Source organism: Janthinobacterium sp. SUN120, from assembly GCF_030397735.1.
Taxonomy (GTDB): Bacteria; Pseudomonadota; Gammaproteobacteria; order Burkholderiales; family Burkholderiaceae_D; genus Janthinobacterium; species Janthinobacterium kumbetense.
The window spans coordinates 705,348-722,389 of the sequence record NZ_JAPUBW010000001.1 but is presented as its reverse complement, the minus strand read 5'-3'; the positions used below and the strand labels follow the sequence as shown (position 1 = coordinate 722,389).

15 protein-coding genes are annotated in these 17,042 nt (G+C 66.5%); 1 reads left to right on the top strand and 14 read right to left on the bottom strand.

Features of this window, described 5'->3' with window-relative positions; all coding sequences use genetic code 11:
• Nucleotides 1-63: 63 nt before the first annotated feature.
• The 3 genes from O0879_RS03145 to O0879_RS03135 all read right to left on the bottom strand — a co-directional run bounded on the left by O0879_RS03145 (nt 64) and on the right by O0879_RS03135 (nt 3,783).
• Nucleotides 64-1,218 (bottom strand): LLM class flavin-dependent oxidoreductase, encoded by a 1,155-nt coding sequence (locus O0879_RS03145; protein ID WP_289914567.1) that lies wholly within the window; start codon nt 1,216-1,218, stop codon nt 64-66.
• A 34-nt stretch (nt 1,219-1,252) separates the two neighbouring features.
• Nucleotides 1,253-2,344 (bottom strand): LLM class flavin-dependent oxidoreductase, encoded by a 1,092-nt coding sequence (locus tag O0879_RS03140; RefSeq protein ID WP_289914566.1) that lies wholly within the window; start codon nt 2,342-2,344, stop codon nt 1,253-1,255.
• Between the two features lie 233 nt (nt 2,345-2,577).
• The gene (locus O0879_RS03135) at nt 2,578-3,783 is read right to left on the bottom strand and encodes a sigma 54-interacting transcriptional regulator (protein ID WP_289914565.1); all 1,206 of its coding nucleotides are present in this window, start codon (nt 3,781-3,783) and stop codon (nt 2,578-2,580) included.
• 157 nt (nt 3,784-3,940) lie between these two features.
• Between O0879_RS03135 and O0879_RS03130 the strand changes: the two genes are divergently transcribed.
• Nucleotides 3,941-5,278, top strand: coding sequence for an LLM class flavin-dependent oxidoreductase (locus tag O0879_RS03130; RefSeq protein WP_289914564.1), 1,338 nt, complete (start codon nt 3,941-3,943; stop codon nt 5,276-5,278).
• 11 nt (nt 5,279-5,289) lie between these two features.
• On the opposite strand, the gene hmgA is transcribed toward O0879_RS03130, so the two are convergent.
• The 11 genes from hmgA to O0879_RS03075 all read right to left on the bottom strand — a co-directional run bounded on the left by hmgA (nt 5,290) and on the right by O0879_RS03075 (nt 17,003).
• A complete protein-coding gene (gene hmgA, locus O0879_RS03125; RefSeq protein ID WP_289914563.1) occupies nt 5,290-6,594 on the bottom strand; it encodes a homogentisate 1,2-dioxygenase in 1,305 nt (434 codons plus the stop codon).
• Nucleotides 6,591-6,776 carry a hypothetical protein gene (locus O0879_RS03120; protein ID WP_289914562.1) on the bottom strand — a complete coding sequence of 62 codons (186 nt, stop codon included), beginning with the start codon at nt 6,774-6,776 and terminating at the stop codon, nt 6,591-6,593. Before O0879_RS03120 ends, hmgA begins: the two co-directional genes overlap by 4 nt.
• A gap of 12 nt (nt 6,777-6,788) precedes the next feature.
• A complete protein-coding gene (locus O0879_RS03115; protein ID WP_289914561.1) occupies nt 6,789-8,468 on the bottom strand; it encodes an FAD-dependent oxidoreductase in 1,680 nt (559 codons plus the stop codon).
• Between the two features lie 16 nt (nt 8,469-8,484).
• Complete coding sequence (locus tag O0879_RS03110) at nt 8,485-9,828, bottom strand: MFS transporter (protein ID WP_289914560.1); 1,344 nt, start codon at nt 9,826-9,828, stop codon at nt 8,485-8,487.
• 175 nt (nt 9,829-10,003) lie between these two features.
• A complete protein-coding gene (locus tag O0879_RS03105) occupies nt 10,004-10,819 on the bottom strand; it encodes a helix-turn-helix transcriptional regulator (RefSeq protein ID WP_289907167.1) in 816 nt (271 codons plus the stop codon).
• Nucleotides 10,820-10,829: 10 nt separating this feature from the next.
• Entirely contained in the window at nt 10,830-11,339 is a 510-nt protein-coding gene (gene msrA / locus O0879_RS03100) for a peptide-methionine (S)-S-oxide reductase MsrA (protein ID WP_289907166.1), read from the bottom strand.
• A 66-nt stretch (nt 11,340-11,405) separates the two neighbouring features.
• Entirely contained in the window at nt 11,406-12,749 is a 1,344-nt protein-coding gene (locus O0879_RS03095) for an MBL fold metallo-hydrolase (protein ID WP_289914559.1), read from the bottom strand.
• A 66-nt stretch (nt 12,750-12,815) separates the two neighbouring features.
• Nucleotides 12,816-13,790: a porphobilinogen synthase gene (gene hemB, locus O0879_RS03090; RefSeq protein WP_099667779.1), complete on the bottom strand. Its 975-nt coding sequence runs from the start codon at nt 13,788-13,790 to the stop codon at nt 12,816-12,818.
• Between the two features lie 112 nt (nt 13,791-13,902).
• Nucleotides 13,903-14,805, bottom strand: a complete 903-nt coding sequence (locus tag O0879_RS03085) for a DUF535 family protein (protein WP_289914558.1) — start codon at nt 14,803-14,805, stop codon at nt 13,903-13,905.
• A gap of 166 nt (nt 14,806-14,971) precedes the next feature.
• The gene (locus O0879_RS03080) at nt 14,972-16,324 is read right to left on the bottom strand and encodes a HAMP domain-containing sensor histidine kinase (protein ID WP_289914557.1); all 1,353 of its coding nucleotides are present in this window, start codon (nt 16,322-16,324) and stop codon (nt 14,972-14,974) included.
• Nucleotides 16,317-17,003, bottom strand: a complete 687-nt coding sequence (locus O0879_RS03075; RefSeq protein WP_034785794.1) for a winged helix-turn-helix domain-containing protein — start codon at nt 17,001-17,003, stop codon at nt 16,317-16,319. Before O0879_RS03075 ends, O0879_RS03080 begins: the two co-directional genes overlap by 8 nt.
• Between the last annotated feature and the right edge of the window lie 39 nt (nt 17,004-17,042).

The following is a 17,042-nucleotide window of genomic DNA, read 5'->3' as shown; positions in this document are numbered from 1 at the left end:
GCCGCCGCGTGCTGCCTGCGCGACAGCAGGCGGTGGCGCTGCTGTCGCGGCAACAGGGGATACTCAGGCGGCCCGCAGCAGGGCCGCCGTGTGGCCACGCACGAGGGGCAGCACTTCCTCGCCCACGCGGTACGCTTCTTCCAGGTGCGGCGTGCTGGCCAGGATGAAGGCGTCGGCGCCCAGCTGCACCAGTTCGTCGAGGCGTTCGGCCACTTGCTGGTAACTGCCGACGATACCCTGCGTCTGGCCGCCCCGCAACAGGTTGAAGCCGGACCAGATATTCGGCGCCGTGATCAAGTCCCTGTAACTGCTCAGGGTCGTCGGGCGGTTGCCCCGCTGGCGCGCCGCGCCCACGGAATCGCCGCCATCGGCACCGAGGAACTGGCGCAGGGTGGCCGCATCGACGGCCTCGAAACCCTTGCGCACTTCGTCCCACGCCTCTTCTTCCGTGGCGCGGGCGACGATGTCGACGCGCACGGCGCACTTGATCTTGCGGCCCAGCAGCGCCGTCTTTTCATGCACGCGGGCGAATTTCTCGCGCAGCTGCTCGAACGGTTCCAGCCACGTCAGGTAGTAATCGGCATGCTTGGATGCGGAACCCAAGGCCGCGTCGGACGAGCCGGAGAAGTAAATCTCGGGGAAATCCTGCTCCGACAGCGGCGTGGCCAGGCCCGCATCCTCCACCTGGTAAAACTTGCCCTGGTAGGAAAACGGCCCGCCGCGCCACACGCCGCGCACCACGTCGAGAAATTCCGTCGTGCGCGTGTAGCGGTCGTCGTGGCCGGCCGAATCGCCCCACCACAGCTGCGCCGGCCCGCCGCCGCCCGTGATCACGTTGTACAGCGCGCGCCCGCCCGTGGCCCGCTGCAGGCTGGCCGTCATGCGCGCGGCCACCACGGGGTTCAGGAAGCCGGGCTGGAACGGGATCATGAAGCGGAAAGTGCTCGTTTCGCGCGCCAGCAGCGCGGAAATGGCCCACGGTTCGTCCGTCATGGGGAACGATGGAATCAAACCGCCCTGGAAGCCGGACAATTCGGCCGCGCGGGCGATTTCCGCCAGGTAGTCGATGTAAGTAAAACCGTCGGCGCCGCCGCCACCGAGGCCGGCCTGGCGCAGGTTATCATTGCCGGGAAACCAGTCGCCGCGAAACGGCGTGCGGGCGCGGTGCGAACTCGGTTCGCCATGCGTGGGGATGCGCCAGAAAAAATCGATAGCCATGCAGGTACTCCTTCAGTAGGTTGGATACGGGGACTCAAGCCGCTTGCAGCTGCGCGCTCAACGCCGCCCGCACGCGGGGCAGCACGTGTTCGCCGATGCGGTAGGCTTCCTCGAAATGGGGAATGGCCGCCAGCACGAAGCTGGACACACCGGCTTGCGCGTAGGCTTCGAGCGCCGCGGCGACCTGTGCATGGCTGCCGACCAGGGCGCCGCGGGCGCCCGTTTGCGCCTGCGCAAAGCCGGGCCAGAACAAAGCTGCACCGCCCGCCGTGCCATCAACCGACGGAGCATGGTCAGGCAGGCCCGCCCCGCCGCGGTAGCGGCGCGCGTCGCGCAAGGCTTCGTCGAACGTTTCGCGGGCCAGCACGTCGATGCGCAAGCCCGCCGCCACGGCGCGGCCCAGCTGGCGCGCCTGCGTGTGCAGGTTGTCGATGGAGGGCTGCAAGTGTGCCGCGGGCGCCGCGTCGAAGACGTGCACGTCGGCCTGGCGCGCCGACAGGGCCAGCGCTTCGGTGCTACCGCCGGTCAAATAGATGCCGTTCACGGGATGGTGCGCCAGCGGCCCCTTGAAGCCGCCGTCCTGCACTTCGAAGAACTTGCCCTTGAAGCTGAACGGCGACGTATTCTGCACGCCGCGCGCCACCGTGATGAATTCATCGATGCGCGGCAGAATGTCGGCGTCCGGCGCCGCATCGCCCTGGCGCCGGCGCGCTGCCGCGTCGCCGCCATGGCCGATCTGCCAGGCGAAGCGCCCGCCCGTAAAACGCTGGAAGCTGACGGCGTTCTTTGCCGCATACACGGCCGAACCCCAGGCCGCGTCGAATTCCGCGATCAGTTTCAGGTGGCGCGTGCTGCGGGCCAGGTAGCCGGCGACGATCCAGCTTTCATCGCCCTGCGTATCGTGGCGCACCTGGATACCGTCGAAGCCGGAAAGATCGGCCGCGCGGGCGATCTGGTGCAAATAATCGAAATAATTGAATGGCGGACGCGCGCCGCGCGGGTCGCTCACGCCCGCCTGCAGGGGGCTGGGCGCGCCAGCGTTTCGCTCGCCACGGCGCGTGATGCCGGGCGCCGCGTAACGGCCATCGCCGCTGGTAGGCAATTGCCAGATGAATTCTATGGTCATGCGTGGACTCCTGTCGTGGGTCGAAGAAAAGGCCGTATGCGCATCGCGCAGCGGCCTGCCCTACCCTCCTCGCAGAAAACATGCCATGCCGCAGATGCCCGCCGCTGCCCGCCGCTGTTGATTTGGCAGCAATCCGCTGCCCCCATGGCAGCAATGTGCTGCGCGCGCAGCAGCCATGAAAAAAGCCGGAGCCGCATCGCTGCGGGTCCGGCTCCGGGAGGTCGCTCGTATGCCTAATCGATGGCGCCCGCCTTTTTCAGGAAAGTGCGCAGGATGTTGCGGCTCAAATTCAAGTGCCTGGCCGTGCGCACCTGGTTGCGCTCATTGCGCTCCCAGGCGGCGCGCACCAATTCCTGCTGCATCGCTTCGAATTCCACGGCTTCGCCCGAGTCGAGCAAGGCTTGCCAGGCGCGGGCAAAGCGCTCGGCCGCCAATAAATCGTCCTGGCCGGACGCGCCGTGGGCCGCATAGGCGATATCGGCGCCGCCCGCCCAGGCGTCTGGGACAGCCACGGAAACAGATGCGGGGACAGGTGCGGCAGCGGGCGCCCTGTGCCAGCCCGACAGGCTCAAATCCTCGGCCCGCACGACGCCGCTGCGGCAGACGAGCAGCGCGCGATGGATGACGTTTTCCAGTTCGCGGATATTGCCCGGCCATGGATAGGCCAGCAAGGCCTCTTGCGCGTCCAGGCCCAGTTCCACCTCGCCCAGGTGCAGGCGCTGCGCATAGATGGCCATGAAGTGGCGCGTCAGCGGCATGATGTCGCCCGGGCGCTCGCGCAGGGGACGCAGCGGCAGGCCGATCACCTGCAGCCGGTAATACAGGTCTTCGCGGAAGCGCCCTGCCCGCACGGCTTCGGCCAGGTCCACGTTGGTGGCGGCGATCAGGCGCACGTCGATGGGGATGGTGCGCCGCGCGCCCAGGCGCACCACTTCGCGTTCCTGCAGCACGCGCAGCAGCTTGACCTGCATCGCCAGCGGCAAGTCGCCGATTTCATCGAGGAACAGGGTGCCGCCGCTGGCCGTCTCGAACCAGCCAGGCTTGCCCTGCTGCGCGCCAGTAAACGCGCCTTTTTCATAGCCAAACAGCTCGCTCTCGACGAGGGTTTCGGAAAACGCGCCGCAATTGATCGCCACGAAGGTCTGTTCGGCGCGACCGCTCAAACCGTGCACGTGGCGCGCAATCAGTTCTTTTCCCGTCCCCGTTTCGCCCGTGATCAGCACCGTCGCCTCGCTGGGGGCGATGCGCTCGATCAGCTCGTGCAACTGGCGCGAACGGGGGTCGGCAAAGACAAAGGCCGTGGCGCGTACCAGCAAGCTCATTTGCTGCGGGTCGCGGAAGGCGACCAGCGCCTCGCTGTCGCCGTCGTCGCCCGCGCCGCGGGCCAGGTGGGCGCTGCGCGCGAAATCGCTGCTGAAATTGTGGGCTAAGAGTTCCATGGGCCGACTATACCGCGCTCCATCTCCAGGCGTGAACGAATGGTGCCGCGCTAGCTTATCCGGAATTTGCATATCCGGCCGCATGCCCAGCGCTGGCCCGAACCTTGCGTAATTATTGAGACGCGCCATGTCGCCAATCCACCACGGAGTTCCTCCCATGCCAGCACGCCAGCTTGTCCTGAATGTCTTTTTACAACGCCACGGCCACCATCCCGCCGCCTGGCGCCATCCATCGGCCAGCGCCAGCGGACGGCCCGACCTGGCCTGGTGGCTAAATGCCGCCAGGCTGGCCGAAGCGGCCAAGTTCGACAGTTTTTTTATCGCCGACTTCATCGGCCGCGCCGGCGACGTCACGCCAGACACGGGCCGCGCCGCCATCGGCCTGCCCTTCGAGCCATTTACCCTGCTGTCAGCCATTGCCGCCGTCACCCGCCATATCGGCCTGATCGCGACCGTCAACACCAATTACGAGCATCCGTACCACGTGGCGCGCAAATTCAGTTCGCTCGACCACCTGAGCGGCGGGCGCGCGGGCTGGAACATCGTCTCCTCGTTTGGCGAACACACGGCGCGCAATTTCGGCATCGATGCACCGCGCAGCCACGCCGAGCGCTATGCGCGCGCCGATGAATTCGTGTCCCTGTCCAAGATGCTGTGGGATAGCTGGGATGACGATGCCTTCGACCGGCCCGACCGCGCCAGCGGCCAGTTCTACCAGCCGGCAGCGGGCCATGCGCTCGATTTCCAGGGCCGGTACTTTGCCTCGCAAGGCTTGCTGGACTTGCCCCGCCCCGTGCAGGGCCACCCGGTGCTGGTCCAGGCGGGCAATTCCGAGACGGGCCGCGAATTTGCCGCGCGCCTTAGCGAGATGGTGTACTGCTCTGCCACCTCGCTGCCCGTGGCGCAGGCGTACTACGCGGACGTGAAGGGCCGCATGGCCAAGTATGGCCGCGCCGAGGATCAATTGAAAGTGACGCCGGGGCTGTCGGTGGTTGTGGCCGAATCGGACCAGCAGGCGCAGGACCAGTTCGGCGAGCTGCAGGCACTGGTCGACTTCAGCCACCTGGAATTTGGCGGTTTTGATTTATCCGGCTATCCGCTCGACGGCCCCCTGCCCGAGCTGCCCTACCAGGCGCCAGAAAACGGCAAGGGGCGCTTCCTGCAGCAGCTGGAGCTGGCCCGCCGCGAGCACCTGACCTTGCGCCAGCTGGTGCTGCGCTTCAGGGTCGCACGCGGCCACCTGCAAGCGATCGGCTCCGTCAAGACGGTGGCGAACCTGATGGAACAGTGGTTCGTGGAACGGGGCGCGGATGGCTTCAATGTCGTGCCGCCCCTGCTGCCGCAAGGCTTCGAGGATTTCACCCGGCTGGTGGTGCCGGAACTGCAGCGGCGCGGCCTGTTCCGCACCGACTATGCGGCCAGCACCCTGCGCGGACATTTGGGACTGGCGCGGCCCGCCAACCCGCAGACGGAAGCGCGGGCGCAGGCCGCCTGAGCAGCGCGAGACTACGCCTGCTCCGGATCGAAATGCTTGCGCAAGCCTTGCCAGCACACGAAATAGTCGTTTTGCAGCAGGCCGCCGTCCAGCGCGAATGGCGTGGGCTTGAGGATGGTGCGCGTCTCGAACATGAAGGCCATGGTGTCGCCCACCTTCACGGGCGCGGACGTGTCGCTGTGCGACGCCTTGTCGAAGGTCTGCGCATCGGGGCCGTGGCCGGACATGCAGTTGTGCAGGCTGGCGCCGCCCGGCACGAAACCGGCCGCCTTGGCGTCGTACACGCCGTGGATCAGTCCCATGAATTCGCTGGCCACGTTGCGGTGGAACCACGGCGGGCGGAAGGTATGCTCGGCGGCCAGCCAGCGGGGCGGGAAGATGGCGAAGTCGATGGCGCCGAACAGGGGATTTTCGCTGGGCGCCTGCAGCACGAGGAAGATCGACGGGTCCGGGTGGTCGTAGCTGATCGAGCCGATGGTGTTGAAGCGGCGCAGGTCATATTTGTACGGCGCGTAATTGCCATGCCAGGCCACCACGTCCAGCGGCGAATGGTCCAGGGTCGTGCGCCACAAATGGCCGCCGAACTTGGCCAGCAGTTCGCATGCGCCGTCGATGTCTTCATACGCCGCGTGCGGCGTGAGGAAGTCGCGGCTGTTGGCCAGGCCGTTCGAGCCGATGGGGCCCATGTCGGGCAGGCGGAAGGCCGTGCCGAAGTTTTCGCACACATAACCGCGCGCCGCGCCATCGGGCAGGGTCACGCGGAAGCGCACGCCGCGGGGGATGACGGCGATTTCCTGCGGTTCCAGCTCGATCAAGCCCAGTTCCGTGGCAATGGCCAGCCGGCCTTCCTGCGGCACGACCAGCAATTCGCCATCGGCCGAGTAAAAGAAGCGCTGCATGGAGCGGTTGGCCGAATACACGTGGATGGCGCAACCGCTCATCGTTTCGGCGCTGCCGTTGCCGGCCATGGTCTGCCAGCCGTCGATGAAATCCACCGCCGTGGCGCTGTCGGGCAGCGGCAACGGGTCCCAGCGCAACTGGTTCGGCGGCGTCGGCGGCATGGCGTGGAAGTCGCTGACGATGCGGGTGTTTTCCAGCAAGGTAAACGGCGGATGCTGGCTGGCGGGGCGGATGCGGTACAGCCACGAGCGCCGGTTCTGCGCGCGCGGCGCCGTGAAGGCCGTGCCCGACAATTGTTCCGCGTACAGGCCCAGCGGCGCCTGCTGCGGCGAATTCTGCCCCTGCGGCAAGGCGCCGGGCACGGCTTCCGTGGCAAATTCGTTGCCGAAGCCGCTTTGGTAGCCGGCGCCTATCATGCGCTCTCCCCCAGGCCGTCGGCCGCGTCGCGCAGCAAGCCCTGCACCACGTCGGCCTTGCCGATGGCGCCCATCGCCAGCAAGGCGAAACGGGCGAGGAACAGGGGCGAACGCTGTTCGCCCAGGCCGCCCATGGTGTGGCACAGCTCCGTGTACAAATTATCCAGTTCGATATCGGTCATATTGTCTCCTTGTTACTGTGATTGGGCGATGCCGGCCGCCGCCAGCGCTGCCGCCACCTGCCCCGCCTGCACTTGCCGCCAGCGTCCCAGCACGTGGCCGTCCGGGCGCACGAGGTAAAACGTGCCAGGCTGCGCGTCGAACAGCGAGAATACCTGCGCCGTATGGTCCCAGGCGCACTCCTGCGCCCCGCTGCGGGAAATCGCCACGCTCGTCAGCGGCAAGGTCTCGCCCAGCGCCAGCAATTCAGCGGGAATGCCCCCGTCCTCGCTGAAGTACAGCCCCGTAAAATGGCCATCCACGCGGTTCAGCAGATCGGTAATATACCCCGCTTTTTGCCCGCCGTCGTACGCCAGCGCCAGCGGACATTCCGGCAAGACCGTGCCCGGCGCGGGGCCGGCGGCAAACATGTCGAGGTCCGGCGCATTCAGGGCCGACTGCGCATACGCGATGGCGCTCGTCTGGCGCGGGTTGATCAGCGAGCGCACATGCGCATGCCTGCCCGCCAGGCCCAGCACGGCCGTGCGCATCAGCTCGAAGGCAAAGGTGGGCGGCGCCATGAATTCCGTGCTTTTGGTGCCGTGACGCAAGTTTTCATGGGCGGCGAACACGCGCTCGTCCGAATAGCTGTCCAGCAAGGCATGCGGCGCCTGGCCCTTGACCACGTAGGCCAGCTTCCAGGCCAGGTTGTCCGCATCGTCGATGCCGGAATTGGCTCCGCGCACGCCGAAGATGGGCACGAGGTGGGCCGCATCGCCCGCGAACAGCACGGGGCCGTGCCGATATTTTTCCAGGGTCAGCGCATTGGCCTTGTAGATGGTGATCCACACGGGATGCCACGGCGCCGTTTCGCCCATCATGGCCAACAGGCTGTCCACGCGGGGCGCCACGTTTTCCAGCAGCACGGCCGCCTGCGCATCCTCGTCGTCGCGCAACTGGTAATCGATGCGCCAGATATCGTCGGGCTGCTTGTGCACCAGCACGGTCGAACCGGGATTCGACGGCGGGTCGAAATACGCGAGGCGCTCCGTCGGGCGCTCGCTCTTCAGGTGGATATCGACGATCACATAGCGCCCTTCATAGCTGGTGCCCTGCAATTTGAGCCCCAGCGCCTCGCGCACCACGCTGCGCCCGCCGTCGGCCGCCACCAGCCAGTCCGCCTCGATTTTATAGGTTTCATCGGGCGTGGCCACGGTGACGGTGACGCCGTCGGCGCGCTTGTCCACGCCAGTCACCCGCGTTTGCCAGCGGATATCGATCAATTCCGGCTGGCGCTCGGCCGCATCGAGCAGGAATTGCTCGATATGGTATTGCGCCAGGTTGACCATCGGCGGCAACTTCTGGTTCGCGTCTTGCGGCATCGTGAAGTGCAGCACCTCTTCCTCGCGGTAAAAGCTGCGTCCGCCCGCCCACGGCAAGCCCTTGCTGATAAAACCGTCGAGCGCGCCCAGGCGTTCGATGATTTCCAGGCTGCGCCGCGAGATGCAGATGGCGCGGCTGCCCGTGCACACGCCGTCGTCCGCCTCGATCAGCACCGAGCGCACGCCGTGGCGGGCCAGGCCCAGGGCCGTGGCCAGGCCCACGGGGCCGCCGCCGACGATCAGGACCGGGACATGCTGCGTGGCGGCGCCGGCCGGTTTGCCGGGCGGATACACCTTCGGCACATGGGGGTAAGGGTGAAACGTGTCGCTCATGATGGGTCCTCTTCGATCAAGTATGGTCTTTGCCGCCGCGCGCGATGGGCAGGGTCAGCACGATGGCTGCGCCGGCCACCAGCAGGACGCTGGCGTACAGCAAGCCCGTGGCAAAGCTGTGCGTGATATCCTTCAGCCAGCCCACGACGACGGGATTCAGGGCCGAGCCGATATTGCCCGTGGCATTGATGACGGCGATGCCGATGGCGCGCGCGCCCAGGCTCAGGGCCCGGTCCGGCGTCGTCCAGAAGACGGACATGGCCGTATAAGCGCCCGTCGACGCCATGCACACGCCCAGCAGTTGCAGCACGGGGTTGGCCGAGTACGCCGTGCACAGCCAGCCGGCGGCCGACAGCAGCATGGGCCAGACGATGTGCCAGCGGCGTTCCTGCAGGCGGTCCGAGCGGCGACCCCAGGCGATCATGCCGATCACGGTGCACACTTGCGGGATGGCCGCCAGCAAGCCGATCTGCGTGTTGCTGGCATTGCTATTGAAACTTTTCACGATCAGCGGGGTCCACACGGCCACCATCGCCAGGGTATTGACCAGGCAGAAATAGGCGATGCCGAATTTCAGCACGGTGGGCGACAGCATTTCCGCCAGCACCGAGGTTTTTTTCTGCGACGCAACAGGCTTCTGCTCGGCCGCCAGCATGCGCGCCAGCACCTGCTGCTCCAGCTTGCCCAGCCAGTTCGCCTTGGCGGGCGAGTCGTCCAGGTAGCCGTACACGGCCAGGCCCAGCAGCACGGAAGGCATGCCTTCGAGCAAGAACAGCCATTGCCAACCCGTCAAGCCCCAGTGGCCATCGAGCCCCAGGATCAGGCCCGACAGGGCCGAGCCGATGGCGGCCGTGACGGGCATGGCGATCATGAACAGGGCGTTCGCCCGCGCCCGGTAAGCGCTGGGAAACCAGTAGGTCAGATATAGCAGCATGCCGGGCAGGAAGCCCGCTTCCGTCACGCCGACCAGGAAGCGCAGCGCATACAGGCTGGCCGGGCCGCTGGCGAACAGGGTCGCCGTCGAGGCCAGGCCCCAGGCGATCATCATGGAGCCTATCCATTTACGGGCGCCAATGCGGGCCAGCACGATGTTGCTGGGAATGCTGCAAGCGATGTAGGCGATGTAGAACAGGGTGGTGGCAAAACCGAACTGGGTGCCGGACAGGCCCAGGTCTTGCATCATGGTCAAGCCGGCGAAGCCGATGTTGATACGGTCCAGAAAGGAAAACACGAACAGCAGGAATAAGAATCCCAGCAAATGGCGCGACACCTTGCGCATCACTTGCTGTTCCAGTTGATTGGTGGCCGCGTCGAGGACGGGCACGGGGGTGGCGGGGGTGGCCGCGGGGGCGATGGTCATGCTGGTCTCCATAAGGTGTCGCTCTCCCCTTGCTATTGTTATTGGGTGAGAGCGGCCGGGTGATCCCGGCTTGCAACACAGTATGCAGACGCGCGCCGCAAACCCTGTCCCCATTTTGGGGACGTTTCGCGGCTAAAACAGTCAAAAAGGCGAAGCCAGCCCTACGCCAAAAGGACTAAGGGGCTGGCGCCATGCATAGCGCAAACAGTTGCCGCTGGCTGGAAATGCCCAGGCGTTTATAGGCGCGCTTCTGGTAGGTGATGACGCTCGATGGCTGCACACCCATGGTCTCGGCAATTTCCACAGCCGTGAGACCTTCGAGCACGCAGCGCAGCACGTCCAGTTCGCGCTTGCTCAAGGCGGGGCAATGCTGGCGCAGCCTTGCCAGCATCAGCGGCGCGACGCCTTGCGTGGCCTGGCCCTTCAAACTGTAGTGATGCTTGACGGCATGGGCAAACAGCGGTGACAGGGTTTCGATGCCCGCCACTTCGCCGGGCTGGAACTGGCCCTGGCTGCTGTCGCGGTAGAAATTGACGGACAGCCAGATATCGCCGGCCGGCTGCAGCAGCAGGGACAGGCGGTCCGACACATTCGGCTTCTGGTAGCAGACGGCGCGGTAGCCGGGATGGTCGATCTCGTCGCTGGCCTGCTGGTGCAGCACGATGGCGGGATCGATTTTCCGCCCCGGCGCCGGGGCGATCACGCGCTGGTTGCCATCGAGCGCATAGTAATGGCGGGCGTAGCTGTCGGCGATATCCTGCAAAAAGCGCCCGCCGCGCCGGTCGGCCACGGCGACGGTGCGGGGACGGTTGCCGAATTCATAGGCAAAGATCGTGCACTGGGCAATGGGCGCGACCGTGCTGACCGTCTTCAGGATGGCCCCGGCGACGGCGTTCACGTCCGCATGGCCGATGGCCGCCATCAGCTCCAGGGTACGCCCGAAGTCCAGCTGCCCTTCCGCCGGCGGCCGCTCGACGCGCCAGTAACGCATGCCCGGCTCCTTACTGCCCGCGTTGCGGCAAGACCCAGTCCGGCCGGATGTAATGGCAAGTGTAGCCGTGCGGCAAGCGCTGCAGATAATCCTGGTGCTCCGGTTCCGCTTCCCAGAACGGGCCGGCCGGCGCCACTTCCGTCACCACCTTGCCGGGCCACAGGCCGGAAGCGTCGACGTCGCGGATCGTGTCCTCGGCCACCCGTTTTTGCTCATCGCTGGTATAAAAGATGGCCGAGCGGTAGCTGGTGCCGCGGTCATTGCCCTGGCGGTTTTCCGTGCTGGGGTCGTGGATCTGGAAGAAAAATTCCAGGATCTTGCGGTAGCTGATGGTGTTCGGGTCGAAAATGATCTCGATCGCTTCCGCATGCGTGCCATGGTTGCGGTAGGTGGCGTTGGCCACGTCGCCGCCGCTGTAGCCCACGCGCGTGGCGATCACGCCCGGATAGCGGCGCAGCAAGTCTTGCACGCCCCAGAAGCAGCCGCCGGCCAGGATCGCGGTTTCCTTGTTTTGTGTCATGTTGATCATTCCTTGCTCTGAGATACTGGGATTAATCGTTTATCTTACCCTGTCGCGCGATTTTCTTCAGCGGGCCAGCAAGCGCTTGAGCTGCGCCGCCTGATAGGCGCCGATGGCGTCGTTGAACAGGCAACGGATCAAGGGATCGTCGACGGTGTCCGCTTCCACCAGTTCGGCGCGCGTAGCTTCGTCGAAAGGACCATCGTTGATGCGCATGTACATCGACGTCAGCGATTCACCGAGCACCAGCGCCGCGTGGCATTTCACCAGCGGCACTTGCGTCGTCCAGCCCGGCGCCTCGCCCGTGTCCGGCACGAGGTCGATCAAGTCGCCATGCGTGCGGTAATGCAGGATGGTGGCCGCGCCGTCATGGCCGTACAGCGCCAGGCGCCACACGCGCGGGGCCTGGAAATAACTGTCCTCGGGCAGCTCCATGTCGCGGTAGCGTTCGAGCAAGCCGCGATGGCAGAAGTCCAGCACCAGCGCCGTGTCGGCATCGTTCAAGGGCGCGAAACGGCGGGCGATGTCCGCCGTGGCGGGCGCAAGCGCCTCCGGGCGGTAGTCGAAATCCACGTCCTGCGGCCCCACGGGAATGACCCAGGGCAGCGGCGCGGCCGGCGCCATGCCGTGCGCATCGAGCAGCACGGCCGTCGATGGATCGAGGCGGAAGATGTGCGTCTCGGGCAGCGCGGCGCCCATTTCATCGGCAAAGCGGCGGTAGGTAATCGGGAACATCGCATGGTTGTACCAGGACCAGTCTTCCTGCACGAACTGGCAAGAGCTGGGCACGAGGTAACGGGGCGCCAGCGCGCGCAGCTGCGGCACCCAGTCGTCGGGAAGTTCCACCGGGCCCCGCGCCGCCTGCGACGGTGCGATGACGGCGATCTCGCGCATGGTCTGGAATGGCCACAGCACCATGTCCCAGGGCGCAAAGGCGGCCAGCTGCGCCAGTGTCTCGGGGCCGATCCAGGAATCGACGACGTTGAGCACATTCAAACCCGCTGCGCGCACCTGGAACAGCGAGTCGACGTCGTCATCCAGCGCGCGGCGCGGGATCACCTCCATGCTGCCCACCTGCACGGGCACGTCCACGTGCAGCTTCTCTACCCGCGTAAAACCGAGCGCGCGCAGCATCGCGAACAGTTCGTCGAAGACGCAGTACAGGTAGATGGGCGTGGCGCGATCGAGCGCATCGAGACTGTCGAGCGAGCAGTGGTCGTCGTGGAAGTGCGAGATGAAGACGGCATCCCAGCGCAGCCGGCGCACGGCGTCCAGGTCGAAGCGCACGGGCGGAAACGCGTGGCAGTTGCGGCTGAACGGGTTTTCGACGATGGGATCGAAGGCGATGGCCGTGCCTTCGCATTCGAAGACATAGCCGGCGTGCAGGATGCGGGAGATTTTCAGGGGCATAAGCAAATTCAGGTTGGGCAGCGCGCCATGATAGCTGAAAAGGCGGCCGCCCTGCCCCGTGTTTACTTAGTACGGATTATTCAGCACATCCATCGCGAAGTAAGTAAAAATCATGTCCGCGCCAGCGCGCTTGATGGCGCCCAGGGTTTCCTGCACCACGCGGCGCTCGTCGATGGCGCCTGCCTGGGCGGCGAACTTGATCATCGCGTATTCGCCGCTGACCTGGTAGGCACCGATCGGCAAACGCGTCACTTCGCGCAGGTCGCGGATGATGTCCAGGTACGCCCCGGCCGGTTTCACCATCAGCGCGTCGGCGCCTTCGGCTTCGTCGATCAGCGACTCGCGCACCGCTTCGCGGCGGTTCATCGGGTCCATCTGGTAGGTCTTGCGGTCGCCCTTCAGGGTGCTGCCGGCCGCGTCGCGGAACGGGCCATACAGGCCGGAGGCGAACTTGGTGGAATACGCCATCACGGGCGTGTCGTGGAAGCCGGCCGCGTCGAGCGCGCCGCGGATGGCCGCCACTTGGCCATCCATGGCGGCCGACGGGGCGATGATGTCGGCGCCCGCCTGAGCGGCGATGACGGCCTGCTTGCCCAGGTTGAGCACCGTGCTGTCATTGTCGACCGTGTCGCCATGCAGGATGCCGCAATGGCCGTGGTCCGTGTATTCGCAGAAGCAGGTGTCGGACATGACCACCATTTCCGGCACGGCGTCCTTGATGATGCGCGACATGCGCGCCACCAGGCCGTCCGGATTCAGGGTGTCCGTGCCGTGGCTGTCCTTGTGGTGCGAAATGCCGAAGGTCATGACGGAGCGCAGGCCGGCGCGCGCATAGCGCTCGACTTCCTGCGCCAGCTTCGCTTCGGGAATGCGGCGCACGCCGGGCATGGACTTGATGTCGATGAATTCGCTGCTGCCTTCGTCGACGAAGATCGGCAGGACCAGGTCGCGCGGATTGATCTCGGTTTCGCGGAACAGCTCGCGCAGTTGCGGGGTCGCGCGCAAGCGGCGCATGCGCGAAGTGGGAAATTGTGCTGGCATGGGATGACTGGCTTCAGGTTAACAACGCCAGCAAGTATACGCCGATCGCGCCGATTGCGCCGGGCTGCCCGGCAAAAAAGCCGCGCAGGTCAAGAAACCCCGCCCTGCGCCGTCATTGCGCCTGCAGCAGGGCCGCCAATTGCCAGCGCATGTCGGCCGCCAGCTGCACCAGCATGGCGCCGCGGCGGCGCGCATCGGCGCGCTTTTTCGACGGCACCAGCTCCAGCTCCGGCATCCGGCAAGGGCCGCAAGGCAGGCGGTAATTGCCGTCGCTGGTGGGCAGCGCATGCAGTTCCTGCCACGCCAGGTCGTAATCGCAGGAGATATGGCGGCGCCGGCGCCAGTTCAGCGCGATGCGGTTGGCGTTGCTGACCAGGTCCAGGTGGCCGCAGCCGAAAAAGTCGCCCAGGTCGCGCAAGGCGGCCACCATCAGGTTTTTCGGCCGGCAGCCGTGCAGCGCCCGCGTGGCCTCCTTCACCGCCTGCGCGCCGGCGGGCGAGCGCAAGCCCTGCAAGGCGCCCAGCTGAATGACGGCGCCGCCAGGCTGGGGCCGGAACAGGAAACTGGCCAGGTACAGCGGCACGCCGTCGCGCGTCAGGCGCAGGCACAGCTCCCCTTCGCGGTGGCTGTCGTGGATGGCCGTCAGCTGCAAGCGGTAGCTGGCGCCGTCCTTGCCTTCGATGGTGGCCAGCACCAGCGCGCGCCGCGCCGCGTATTCCACCAGCGGCCGCGCGCCCGCCTGCCACAGAAAGCGGTAATGCCCGCACAGCAGGTCCACCCTCGCCGCGCAGCCCAGCTGGCGGCTGGCGTAGGGGCGATAGATCTTGTAGCGCAGGCTGGGATGGGCTTGCGCCAGCGCCGCCAGGCCCGGCGTCGCGGCGATGACCGCTTGCCAGCGCGCGCGCTGCAGGGGAAACACGAGCGCGCCCAGCGCCGCCTTGATCCGGTGGCCATGCTGGCGCAGTGGCGCCGGTTGCGGCGCGGCGTTGTCGCCGGTGGCGGTAAATGTATGCATGAAACGGCTCTACTGAACGGGACGCGGCGACGGCCGCAGGCAGCCCGGCACGGGCCGCTGCGCGCACGCAGCCGCTCTACGCGGGGTAGAGCGGATGATAGGGGGAGGTGAAAATGAAGGGGGTTACAAGTTGGTAATGTGCGGATATGCCACGGGCACTGGCAGCCTAGCGCAGCAGCCGCAAGCGCAGGCGCAGGCCCGGCGCCGCATCCTCGATATCCAGGCTGCCGCCATGCAGGGCCGCGATGGCCGCCACGATGGACAGGCCCAGGCCATTGCCGGGCAAGTGGCGGCTCTTGTCGAGCCGGTAAAAGCGCTGCGTCAGCTTCGGCAATTCTTCCGTCGGCACGCCGGGGCCGTTGTCGCGCACGGCCAGCCAGCATCCCCGCTCATCGCTGCCGGCCGACACTTCCACCGTGGCGCCCGGGCCCGCGTACTTGATGGCGTTGTCGACCAGGCTGGCCAGGGCGCTGCCCAGCAGATTGCGGTCGCCGCGCGCCGGCACGCCTTCGCCATACATCTGCACCAGCAGCACGCCCTGCTCGTCGGCCGTGGCTTCGTACATTTCCACGATGTCGGCGCCGATCTGCTGCAAGTCGATGTCGTCGAAATTCTCCGGGCGCATGCCCGATTCGGCCGCCGCGATCTGCAGCAGCTTGTCGAACACGCGCGTCAGGTCGTCGATGTCGTCGATGGCCGCCTGCGCCGCACTCTCGTAGCCGGCCACGTCCTGATGCTGGCGCAAGGCGCCATCGAGCTTGTTGCGGATGCGCGCCAGCGGCGTGCGCAAGTCGTGCGCGATGGCGTTCGACACGTGGCGCACGCCTTCCATCAAATGTTCGATACGGTCGAGCATGCGGTTGATGTCGCGGCTCAGCAAACCGAATTCATCCTCGCTGGAGACGGGAATGCGCCGGCTCAGGTCGCCCGCCTCGATTTCCCCTGCCGTGCGGCGGATCTGCCCGATGCGCGCCTCGAGCTGGCGGCGAAACAGCCACGCGCCCGCCACCACCAGCAGGATGGCCACGCCGCCGCCATAGGCCAGCGAGCGCAGCACCAGAGTGCGGATCGATTTGCCCTCTTCCATGTCGCGCCCGACGAACAGGCGCGCGCCGCCCTCCAGGTCGCGGATCAGCATGCGCGCGGGCACCCGGCGTCCTTCGCGCGTGACGTCGCGGTGCAGCAAACGGCCCACGGGGCTGCCCACGTCGGGCCAGGACGACAGATTGCCCGCCACGCGGCGGCCGTCGGCGCCCACCAGCAGGAAGATTTCCGTGTCGCTGTCGGTGCGGTCGGTCAGCAAATGGGCGATTTCCGCCGTCGTGCGGCTGGCATCGTCCTGCTGGTACAGGGCGGCGAGGCGCTCCGAGAGCAGGGTCAGCTTGCGGTCCACGCTGCGATCGAGCACGCCGATGGTGCCGAAATAGAAGACGGCGCAGACGATGCTGATCGAGACGACCACCAGCACGCCATAGCCGAGCGCCAGGCGGGCCGCGATCGAGCGGTGCCAGTTACGCACTGTCGATCACGCCCAGGGTGTAGCCGACGCCGCGCACCGTGTGGATCAGCGGCGGCGAAAATTCCTTGTCCACCTTGGTGCGCAAGCGGCTCACCTGCACGTCGATGACGTTGGTCTGCGGGTCGAAATGGTAGTCCCACACGGCTTCGAGCAGCATGGCACGCGTGACGGACTGGCCCTGGTGGCGCATCAGGTATTCGAGCAGGCGGAATTCGCGCGGCTGCAGGGCGATCTGCCGGTTGGCGCGCGTCACGCGCATGGTGCGCATGTCGAGCACCAGGTCGGCCACCTGCAGCTGCGTCGATTCGGGCACGGGCGCGGCGCGCCGCAGCAGCGCCTCGATGCGCGCCAGCAGCTCGGCAATGGCGAACGGTTTCGACAGGTAATCGTCGCCGCCGCTGCGCAAGCCGCGCACGCGCTCGTCGACGCTGGACAGGGCCGACAGCACCAGCACGGGCGTGTTGCGGCCCATGCCGCGCAGGCGCGCGACGATGGCCAGGCCATCGATCTCGCCGGGCAGCAGGCGGTCGAGCACCAGCGCATCCCAGTCTTCGCCGCAGGCCAGGCGCATGCCGTCGATGCCATTGTCGCAGGCGGTGACGTCGTGGCCAGCCTCGCGCAGGCCGGCACAGATATAGCGGGAAGTTTCAGCTTCGTCTTCGATGACCAGGCAGCGCACGGGAATTCCTTGTAAAGAGCGGGACAGCAAACATGCGCA